This is a genomic window from Bartonella sp. AP65SXKL (assembly GCF_042195725.1).
Classification (GTDB): Bacteria; Pseudomonadota; Alphaproteobacteria; order Rhizobiales; family Rhizobiaceae; genus Bartonella.
In genome coordinates, this window is sequence record NZ_JBHIOW010000005.1 from 115,908 (window position 1) to 125,690 (window position 9,783).

The following is a 9,783-nucleotide window of genomic DNA, read 5'->3' on the forward strand; positions in this document are numbered from 1 at the left end:
TTGATGTGAAATCATCATTTTTATTCTCTTCTCAAGCAACCATTTCTAATTTCTTTATTGTTTTTTTCACGCCATAATGAAGGAGACTATGGAAGATTAAAATGACAGGTAAAGCGACAACAATACACGCACAAAACCAAAACAGCAGCTGCATGCCAAAAACGCCAACCTTAAACAATAGAGGCATATAATTGTGTAAAAAAATCACAGATTTTGGAAAAAAAGCAAAAAAAGCGAGCAAAACTGCGAAAACCACAATCACAATGAAAGCTAGAAAAAAGATGATACAATAATCTTTTCTTGAAAGTTCCAAAGATTCTTTAAAAGAAAGGGAGCTGAGCTCTGTTGCAAAAACTGTATTTTGTCCTATGCTGACTTTCTGATTATGCCCCAAATTCTGTAATGCACCCTTTTTTAATTTCCGCCGCATCCCACACAACAATATTGTCCGTTTTATCAAAGAATAATAAAGTACCAAGATTGTCATCAGAGTAGAAAAAAGTATCATGATCTCCCCGAGAAACATGACAGTACTCCACCATACTGTGGTCAAAATTACAAAAGTACTTATAAAAGAAGCAGCCACTTGTTTCCCTATTGTGTTTTGTTGAGAGATTGGTTGTCTAGCTGTTGCTGCTCTGGCAATGTATCCCACAGCTTCATCATTTCCTTCACCTCCCGTTTAGAGATAGCGTTAAAGACAAAAAAGAGTGGAAAGAACACCACAAGAACACCAAAAATCATTTGCGGCAAGAGACATAAAAAAGCCCAAACACTATTCCATCCCGCGTCACGCAAAAACACGATTGCAGGATTATTTTCAAAAGGCTGTTTCAAGATCTCCTTAATCATTTTTCGAAGATCTCCTTGTTCCATTTGTCCCAGTGCTTGAAACTGTTCTTTGGATATAACGTGAAAAAACTCCAAAGGATTCATATAGACAGTCGCGGCAAAAAGCACCAACAAGAGGATAGCCAAACACAAAATGATGACGTAATCTTTTCTTGAGAGAGCCGTCCATTTTTTGAAAACCGCACACTGATTTAACACGGGCTGTGACGCAAAAGCCGTATTTCCCTTATGGGCAGATTGGTGTTGTGATTTATCTTCGATCATACGGATATTTTCTCACTTCTAACATGCCCACTCACTCTTTGAGAACATGCAACCAGCAAAACCGGTTTATCTAGCACTCTTTTCACCATGAAACACGCGCTATAAGCCCCTTTAAGTCTATTTTTAAAATTTCTCATACGTGACAACATACAATCCCTAAACCTTATAAGCACAAATGCCATTGTATCCTCTTATCTATTACCCACACTTCAAAAGACAATGTTTCACAAAACTCAACAAGCAAAAATATTCAATCTAAGAAATATCTGATGTGTAAAGTTTACAAACAATACGCTGATTTATAACAATTTATTGTTTTTCATATTAAATGAGAACCCTAAATACCGTAGGATTGTCTTATTCCAAACCTATTCCATATTAAATCAACCCAAACCATGTCTCTTGTGCGTTACAAGCAGAAAGAGCCATATAGAGTAAAACATTAAGAAAGGATGATAAATGCCTCTAAGGAAGCGCCTCAAATGCCAAGGGCTGTCTCAACAATGAGAGCTGGCAAAATGTGTGATGCTATAGACTTTCTTCTTTACAAGCGTAAAAATGGAAGTGTGCAATAGATTTTATATTATTCAAACTTTATATGGATTTCATTGGGGACTTTATCGTTATACCCTTCATGAGCACCCTTGCAAAATGGGCAAAAGAGAGCCCTAAGACATGACTCTTTAAAAAGCAACACAAAACAAAGTCAAACAAGCAATCGATTATCCAGTATAAAAAACGTGCGACAAACAACCTTAATCCTCATTTGAAAGCTTCTTAATCAAAAAGGCTTCATTTTAAAAATTCTTCATTAAAGATGAAATATCTCACAGCCCCTACATTTGTATAGCCCCTACATTCATCAAGGCATCTCTTATAAAAGCATCTTTTTATAAAGGCATTTTCTTCTTATAAAAACAGCCTCTTTCGATAATGCATTCCGTCCTTTAAACGACATCCCCTCGTCTTATGATGAGATCCATTAAAACGGAAAATTTATACTCTATAAAGGATACTTACAAAGGATACACCAAACAAAATAGCGAGATCATTCACAGTTTATTTTAAGCCGATAAACGATATTTTATTTGAAAATATAGGGCATCTTATGCTATTATAATAGAATGCGGAGGTTTGCTTTTTGCCGCTCTCTGCCACTCAACAGAAGACAACATATCTCCTATAAAGGATAAAAGTATGCTTAACAGCGTGATGTATATCAAATATCTTGGGAAAGCGCCCAACAACAAAAAAATAAGAGAACCCAAATAAAAAGCTTCCAACTTAAGAAAACAATGACCTTTCAAAAGTGGAATTGAAAAATTTCCACAAAGCGCTCGTGAAAAAAGAGACAAATAATCCCATTAAAAAAAACTTCCTATTAGAAAGACGATGACATGCCCTTGAAATCCATTGTTATTTTTTCATTCACATTTGACAAAAATTTTCCTTCAATCTCTCAAGAACAGTTAAGAAATATTTAAAAAGCAAATAATCCGCTAGCAATAAAAAAATAAGCATGACAGGGGCGGAAGATAAGACTGATAGGGATAAGATAAAAAAGGTAAGAAACCACCTTAAAGATGATTTTTTCGCCCCACACCGTTGCTTTTCTTTGCATTTAAAACGCCTTTAGTATCGTTTGTTTTTTGATCTGCAACGGCTGATATTTCCCAGTATTTGCTCACTCCCCCAGTATTTTCCCCCTTTTAAGTATTTTCCCCCTTTTAAGTATTTGCTCCCTTTTAAGTATTTGCTCCCCCCAATATTTGCGCCAAGTGCTTTTTACATCACTGTCCCCCATCAACAGACAGTTTCTTTTTCATTCAAATGGTTAAGTTCATGAAAATACGTAAAAAACGCGGTAGATCGAAAATAACAGGAAAGCGAGAGCCCAATAGCTGTATTTCACGTGCCCAAAATTCCAGCGAATCTGCGCTTCAATCTGCGATTGAAATGCGTGCAAAACACTTTGGTTTAAGCTTCGAAGAAGCGAAAAATCCGCTTGTCGGAACCTATATTGGGCGTCTTTGTTTGCTTGGCTATAAAGAGGCTTCATCAGGCATCAGTAAAGAGCAATATGACACGGCGCAACAATACTTGCAAATTAGAAACGACTATTTATGTGCAAAAGGTTTACCAAACGGTTATTATGATGGTTTTACGCACAGCGCATCAGATGAGAAAGCAAAAAAGCAATGGGTCCAAAGAGCAACGGAACACTATGAAGCTATGCAAGAAGCGATTAAAGAAGCACAATATCTACATCGTCAACACAACTTTCATGCGGCATTACACTATCTTGTTATAGAAGATCAACCGCTACCTAATCTTGTTGGTTCGTTGCGTATTATTCTTGATGCCCTTTATAAACATTTTGACAGTTCTACCCAAAAGAGCCTTGGCTAAAACACCCATCATTTCCTCCCCCTCACAGGATAAAGATTCTCCCCCTCCTTTTATAACATGCCTCTTTATAACCAACCAGCGCCTTTATAAAGCCCCCCTTTAGCAGGGTGCTCTTGAGAACCTCTGAGCTTGCCCTTTCATAAAATTTCATGGGATTGACAAGCTTAAAAATATCCACCACGCCCTTTAAAAAAATACTTCAACTGTCAAAGAGACTTAACCTTATACCTACCAGTGCCTCACTTAATCCATGCCTCAAAGGACAATATTTCACGGCATGGACAGGATAAATATTGCCCCCTCTTTAAAAAACAGCAACATTCTTCCCTCTACCCCCATTGTAACAAACCACCCTCATCATACACTTCACCCAATATCGCGACATCCTTAGCTCTTCAGACAATTCATTATCGTCATTTTACGTCTTTTCTTGTACAATTCTATATGGCTTTCCTGATCTTATGACGGACAAAAGCTATGGCTTTTATTTCAGCATAATCTGGGTTTCTCATTCAAGATAAATAACGATAAAATATTCAATATAAATCAATAGCTTATCATTAAAACAACCCGTTGATCTTTGACAAAATTAAAAGCATCATCCCTTAAACGAAAGAAAAAGCCCCTACCAACAATCTCCTCCCTCATCAACAACTGCACCGATAACCCTCCACCCCCCCCCACATCACACCACCGCTAATACGACAGCCAGCACAACCCCAATCCCCCCACAAATCGCCAACACCTAAAGCTTTGCCCCACAACACCATCCAACCACCGCCTTCCCAATTTCATCAATAAAATACCACGGATTTCAAAACCACAATTCTCCCTTCATCTTGTCCACGCCTTTCTCAAAGGAGAAAATGTTTTTTGCCACATCAAAAACTTTTCCATTAAAACAAGATATTTTGCTGCATAGCTAATGAATGAGCTTTTTTCTGTAGATTTTTTCCCGCGATAAAGGAGGAAAAATAATCGTTTTGCGGTTGACAGAATATGAAAAATCGTATTTAATGACAGGTGCGGTAAGGGGTTTTCTGCGTCCAGATTTCATCATAAAATTTTCGCATTATTATAGACTGTTATAAAACAGTGTGTTTCGCGACAATGTTTAAAACTTTACGGTTTGAAGGTATCTTTCGTCCTTTTCTGACTGTTTTCTTTTGCATCACCCAATTTGCATCACCAACAGCCCCATAATTTTGAGATTTTCAAAACAAGCCGTATTCACTACGGGCTCCCAACAGAACGCCCTAATAATCCCCCCATAAAATACCAATATCACACATCACAGCAATGATGAGCAATACACGCATAAAAATATGAAAACGACATCATTATGCTCTCATCGCCTCACCTTTTAAGATGCAAAGGCTTGTTTTTCAAAACATTGTTTAGCCAGAATTGAAGAAATAATATCACCTATCGATCATCAACATGGAGGCTAAAATTATGAAGCCACAAGATTCTCCCCCACCTCATTCCTCACAAACCCCAGAAGGGGCCAGTGCACCTGAAGGGGCGCATGCAAATGCATCATTAGACACTCTTACTGCACATTTAGAACGGCTTAACATTGAAAAAATAAAAAACACCCCTTTTAATCGTGCGGAATTAAAAGATATTATTGCCGGTTTAGAAAAGCATAATGCCGATGGCAGTTGGATCAAAAATTATTATGATATTTTAGATCTGTACATGATGCCAGCCTTGGTCGATCAAGCAAATCGTAAATATCCAGAGATGAATCTCAAACTTACAAGCCCCCCTGACGGCTTTGCCCTTGCACTCAAAGAAACGCTCGAAAAGGGCATAAAATCTTCTAAGCTGATCGTTAACGCACAGGATAGGGGAATTCATTTTGCGGTTGTCGATCATCAAACCATTGATAATAAAACATCTCTGATATTTTTAGAACCTACCTCACTGCGTGACACGCTTCCCGCATTACTTGCATTAAGGACGCGACAATCCATTGAACATCACCAATTTCCGAATATTCATTTTGCCATGGTAGAAATGGATATTCAACGAAGCTCCTCTGAATGTGGGATGTTCAGCTTAAGCCTTGCCAAAAAGCTTTATCTCGAAGCTCAAAAATTAGAAAGACTACACAAAGATAATATTAAGGGTGTGTTATGTGAACCAGACACGCCTTTACCTGCTGAAAAATTAGATCCATATCTTCCAGCTCGTTTATACAAACACGTGCAAGGAAGAAGACGTCTTGGGGAATATCTAAAAGCCAATCCAGAAGCAGCACAGGAGAAAGTAAACAAAAAAGGCGAAACCCTAACCGAAAGGTTTGAGAGAAGCTTGGTAGCAACAGAGGGAAAAACTGTTTCCGTTTCTTCCCACCAAAAAAGGCTCACTGAATACAAATCTTTAACGATGTAATTGAGGCTTTTTCCATATTCCTATTCATCAAAGAACGAAGAGAGGCTGCTTTACGGCTAAGATTTCTCTAAGCAAACCAGCTTTTGCGCTCATAAAACAAAAATAGCAAACAACTTTCCTCTTAAAGGGAAAAAGCACCATTGTCCTATAAAAACCAGCCCCTCTTAAAATTGTATCAAAATTCCACAGCTCTTGTTAGCCCAAAGCTCTGTGTAACAATGAGACTCTTTGGATAAGCAAAACGTTTGATACATAAAATATTGAATGCTTTCGTCTTCAGTAAAAGCATATGTCTTGTTTTTCTGAGAGTATCCACTTCGTATCTCAAGCCCCCCACATCAATGCCATACGACGAACACAACCGCAATAGATCACGCTTATCGTGCATCAACCCAACAGCTTCCCGCACCCCAAGAAGGCTCCATCAAAAACACCAGGACAAGCTCTTAAAATCAACAACCTCTCTTAACGGAAAACACCAGCCCAACCATTATCCCACTTGGCCAACCATTATCCCACTTGCCCAACCATTATCCCTCTTGCCCAACTATTATCCCTCTTGCCCAACTATTACTCCTCTTGCCCAACTATTACTCCTCTTGCCCAACCATTATTCCACTTGCCCAGCCATTATCCCTTTTGACCAACCATTCCCCCATTCCCTAAGATGTCATAACCAACCTTTTGATTTCATAAAAGTTTCACATCTCTTCTGTTTTTGAAGCGTGAAAAAATTCATTTTTAATCTGTCAACCAGCCTCACGGTAACGTGAGGCTTTATTTTATGGAGAAGCAAATGAGAAAAATATCATCAGCAGGGCTTGCGCTCATTAAACAATGGGAAGGATTGCGTTTACAAGCCTATAAAGATGCCATCGGGGTGTGGACAATTGGCTATGGTCATACCAGCGCGGCTGGCAAACCGTTCGTTCACAAGGGCATGATCATTACTGAAAAACAAGCAGAAGAAGTTCTTTCTCAAGATTTAAGACAATTTGAAAATACCGTTGAAAAACATGTGACGGTTTCTTTAACGGATGAACAATTCGCCGCGCTCGTATCGTTTTGCTATAATATAGGAACATCGGCTTTTTGTAATTCGACCCTGCTCAAAAAACTCAATAATGGCGAATATGAAGCCGTCCCTGCTGAGTTACAAAAGTGGACTAAAGCAGGAGGAAAACGTCTTCACGGTTTAGTGCACCGTCGTGCAGCAGAATCGGGATTATGGGCAAAAGGGGCTTATGTTTCTCCCAACTACCAAACTGTAGAAACGCAAGCTCCAATGGGATTTTTCAAAGCAGAAGCGCTTACACCGATTATTGGTTCTTTTTCTGGACTTGGGGGCTTATTGGCAGGCAATGGTCCCATCCAATGGGCATTAGCAACCATTATGGTTTTAGCCGCCTGCGTTGGCATTTTCTTTGTGGCAAAACGGTTTCGGGAGCAGCGCTTATGATGTGGTGGTTGAAAAAAAATCTGATGATAACAGGAGCGGCTCTGACCGCTTTTTTTATCGCTTTAGCAAAAGCTTTCACTCTTGGAAAGAAGGTTGAACAACAAAAGCAAATAGAAAAAACGCTAAAGTCATCAACAACACGGCTAGAGGTGGAAAATGAAATTAATCAAAAAAGTGATGCTGATATACGCGCTGCTCTTACTCACTGGTTGCGCGATAAAAACAATCAATGAGCCTTTTTCTTGCGTTGGTTGGATGCCCATTTATTTAGACAACAAAGATCTCAATATCATCAGTTCAAATCTCGCAAGAGATATTTTAAAGCATAACAAACAAGGGGAACACATGTGTGGGTGGAAACATGGCTAGAAAAAAAACGGAAAAACAAACAGAGCTTACAGAAAAGGAAAAAGAAGTCCTACAAGAAATCATCACAACGTATAAAAGTGTAAAAATGATGTCACGCTATACGAAATGGATTATATTCATCATTTTCTTATTAGCACTTGATTTTTCACGGATCGTAGATGTGCTGGGAAGTATTTTTACACAAAAATCGAATATTCAGCTCTAAAATAAATAAAAAACGTGAGACGTGTTAAATCTTTTAAATATAAAAAGCCATTCGTTATTTTTGAAAACATGGAGTTTTATTGATGATTTTTCATGTCTCACGAGAAATTTTTATACACTCTTCACAAACACTTTCATGAAATGAATTTAGGGGTATGAAGAGAGATTTTTAACCAACGCGTAAGTCAGCAACTTTGGTAACATAAGAAAAGGATCATACCAACATACATTTTTTTAATAATCTATTGATATCCAAATGATTTTATACTCTTCATAAATAACATTGTCAAGAATTTGTATTAAAAGACATTTCTTTTAAAGAAGCGCATAAACAAGCAATGTAATGGTAGCCTTACATAAAACCTCTCATCTTTACGTTGAATAAAAAAGCAAGCCGGCTCCTCCCACCCTCCCAATTCCCTGCCTCCCAATTCCCTGCCTCCCAATTCCCTGCCTCCCAATTCCCTGCCTCTAAATACCCTGCCTCCCAATTCCCTGCCTCTCAATTTCCACCCTCTCAATTCCCTTATGTTCTATGCATAAAGGTCAAGTTGAAGAGAATATATGGAAAATCCTTGGCTCGAAAATATGAAAAGAAGGCATGAGGCTACAACAGAATTTCGCGTGCCTTTATCATCAGAAGCATTAAAAATTCTAACACAAGCACGCCTACTGTCTTGTCATGATTTTTTTCGGCTACCTGTCATGGTCCCCTTAGTTCAAAAATGGCTCCCCACTCAAGAATTTTCTGTCACAATATAGGCAACAAACAGAACTTGAGTATAACAATATGGGTTTGGCTCCAGTTTAGGTGATGAGCTTACCGAAAAAAAGATGAGAGCAAGGCGAAAAATTAGCTTTTATCTTTAAGCTTCTCAAATGGAGCAGTCTCCCCATTTCAGAGATCAACGAAACAGAGAGATGCTTATTCTCCTATGCAAAAGCTTGAAATACCAGCATCTTATTCATAAAAAACAAACCAGCCCCATCATGCTCTTTTCAACTCTGTCTTTCCAACGCTCAATAGGTACTAACTCTTAACTACTGACTCTTTTTAACTACTGACTTTTAATGATTGCGTTGGTTCATAAAAACCGTAGTGACCTCTCACCTTATGAAGCACAAACCCAGGATTTTTTAACGATGCATGCATAAACCTGAAATGAAAAAACAGAACTGTATTAGGAATAACTGACTATAAATCAAAGAATTATATTTTTATTAGCACAATATTTTCAAAGGAAACCACGATCCCCGCACAATAGAAACATTTCATAAAAACAAGAGAAAAAGCTATGGATTAAGAGTGAAATTCATTCACAATAACGGTAGATCAACCAGAGGAGAATAGAACAATCCTATAAGATAAAGAAACTATCATAAAAGGAAAAACTGTATGAAACGTGAAAAAGCATAAAAAAACGGGCACAGAAGACCCGTTTCTTTATTACGTCTAGGAATAAGAGCTTAGAAATCCATTCCACCCATTCCGCCAGCAGGCATCGGAGGCATTGGTGTATCTTTCTTTGGAACTTCAGCAACCATTGCTTCTGTTGTGATCAGAAGGCTCGCAATTGAAGCCGCATTCTGAAGAGCAGAGCGCACAACTTTCACAGGATCAACAATTCTTGAAAGCAATCAAATCACCAAATTCACCGATTGGAAAACATGAAAAAGCATAAAAAAACGGGCACAGAAGGCCCGTTTCTTTATTACGTCTAGGAATAAGAGCTTAGAAATCCATTCCGCCCATTCCACCCATTCCGCCAGCAGGCATCGGAGGCATTGGTGTATCTTTCTTTGGAACTTCAGCAACCATTGCTTCT

General features: G+C 38.4%; 9 protein-coding genes and 1 pseudogene. 6 read left to right on the top strand and 4 right to left on the bottom strand.

Features of this window, described 5'->3' with window-relative positions:
- Positions 1–31: 31 nt before the first annotated feature.
- Together ACFIMP_RS04825 and ACFIMP_RS04830 are read right to left on the bottom strand one after the other, a co-directional pair.
- Positions 32–586, bottom strand: coding sequence for a hypothetical protein (locus tag ACFIMP_RS04825; protein WP_375611610.1), 555 nt, complete (start codon positions 584–586; stop codon positions 32–34).
- Between the two features lie 8 nt (positions 587–594).
- Positions 595–1,116 (bottom strand): hypothetical protein, encoded by a 522-nt coding sequence (locus ACFIMP_RS04830; protein WP_375613261.1) that lies wholly within the window; start codon positions 1,114–1,116, stop codon positions 595–597.
- Between the two features lie 1,842 nt (positions 1,117–2,958).
- On the opposite strand from ACFIMP_RS04830, the gene ACFIMP_RS04835 reads away from it, so the two are divergent.
- Positions 2,959–3,525, top strand: coding sequence for a hypothetical protein (locus ACFIMP_RS04835; RefSeq protein WP_375633370.1), 567 nt, complete (start codon positions 2,959–2,961; stop codon positions 3,523–3,525).
- Between the two features lie 647 nt (positions 3,526–4,172).
- On the opposite strand, the gene ACFIMP_RS04840 is transcribed toward ACFIMP_RS04835, so the two are convergent.
- Positions 4,173–4,295 (bottom strand): hypothetical protein, encoded by a 123-nt coding sequence (locus ACFIMP_RS04840; RefSeq protein WP_375686085.1) that lies wholly within the window; start codon positions 4,293–4,295, stop codon positions 4,173–4,175.
- A 685-nt stretch (positions 4,296–4,980) separates the two neighbouring features.
- On the opposite strand from ACFIMP_RS04840, the gene ACFIMP_RS04845 reads away from it, so the two are divergent.
- From ACFIMP_RS04845 to ACFIMP_RS04865, 5 genes and pseudogenes are all read left to right on the top strand, one after another.
- Positions 4,981–5,925, top strand: a complete 945-nt coding sequence (locus ACFIMP_RS04845) for a YopJ/AvrA family T3SS effector serine/threonine acetyltransferase (protein ID WP_375686086.1) — start codon at positions 4,981–4,983, stop codon at positions 5,923–5,925.
- Positions 5,926–6,721: 796 nt separating this feature from the next.
- Complete coding sequence (bgtA, locus tag ACFIMP_RS04850) at positions 6,722–7,384, top strand: gene transfer agent endolysin BgtA (RefSeq protein ID WP_375611604.1); 663 nt, start codon at positions 6,722–6,724, stop codon at positions 7,382–7,384.
- Positions 7,381–7,617, top strand: a complete 237-nt coding sequence (locus tag ACFIMP_RS04855) for a hypothetical protein (protein WP_375611603.1) — start codon at positions 7,381–7,383, stop codon at positions 7,615–7,617. The genes bgtA and ACFIMP_RS04855 overlap by 4 nt, the downstream gene beginning before the upstream one ends.
- Before the next feature lie 128 nt (positions 7,618–7,745).
- Positions 7,746–7,958 (top strand): hypothetical protein, encoded by a 213-nt coding sequence (locus ACFIMP_RS04860; protein WP_375610233.1) that lies wholly within the window; start codon positions 7,746–7,748, stop codon positions 7,956–7,958.
- Positions 7,959–8,480: 522 nt separating this feature from the next.
- Positions 8,481–8,650: pseudogene (locus tag ACFIMP_RS04865) on the top strand (integrase); the annotation flags it as partial.
- Between the two features lie 774 nt (positions 8,651–9,424).
- Here ACFIMP_RS04865 and ACFIMP_RS04870 read toward each other — a convergent pair.
- Complete coding sequence (locus ACFIMP_RS04870) at positions 9,425–9,595, bottom strand: hypothetical protein (protein WP_375686095.1); 171 nt, start codon at positions 9,593–9,595, stop codon at positions 9,425–9,427.
- Positions 9,596–9,783 lie beyond the last annotated feature (188 nt).

Bases quoted from the DNA above. Each gene is read 5' to 3' on its own strand.
- ACFIMP_RS04855 (WP_375611603.1), top strand. From the start codon at position 7,381: ATGATGTGGTGGTTGAAAAAAAATCTGATGATAACAGGAGCGGCTCTG.
- ACFIMP_RS04835 (WP_375633370.1), top strand. From the start codon at position 2,959: ATGAAAATACGTAAAAAACGCGGTAGATCGAAAATAACAGGAAAGCGA.
- ACFIMP_RS04860 (WP_375610233.1), top strand. From the start codon at position 7,746: ATGGCTAGAAAAAAAACGGAAAAACAAACAGAGCTTACAGAAAAGGAA.
- ACFIMP_RS04830 (WP_375613261.1), bottom strand. From the start codon at position 1,116: ATGATCGAAGATAAATCACAACACCAATCTGCCCATAAGGGAAATACG.
- bgtA (WP_375611604.1), top strand. From the start codon at position 6,722: ATGAGAAAAATATCATCAGCAGGGCTTGCGCTCATTAAACAATGGGAA.
- ACFIMP_RS04845 (WP_375686086.1), top strand. From the start codon at position 4,981: ATGAAGCCACAAGATTCTCCCCCACCTCATTCCTCACAAACCCCAGAA.
- ACFIMP_RS04840 (WP_375686085.1), bottom strand. From the start codon at position 4,295: ATGGTGTTGTGGGGCAAAGCTTTAGGTGTTGGCGATTTGTGGGGGGAT.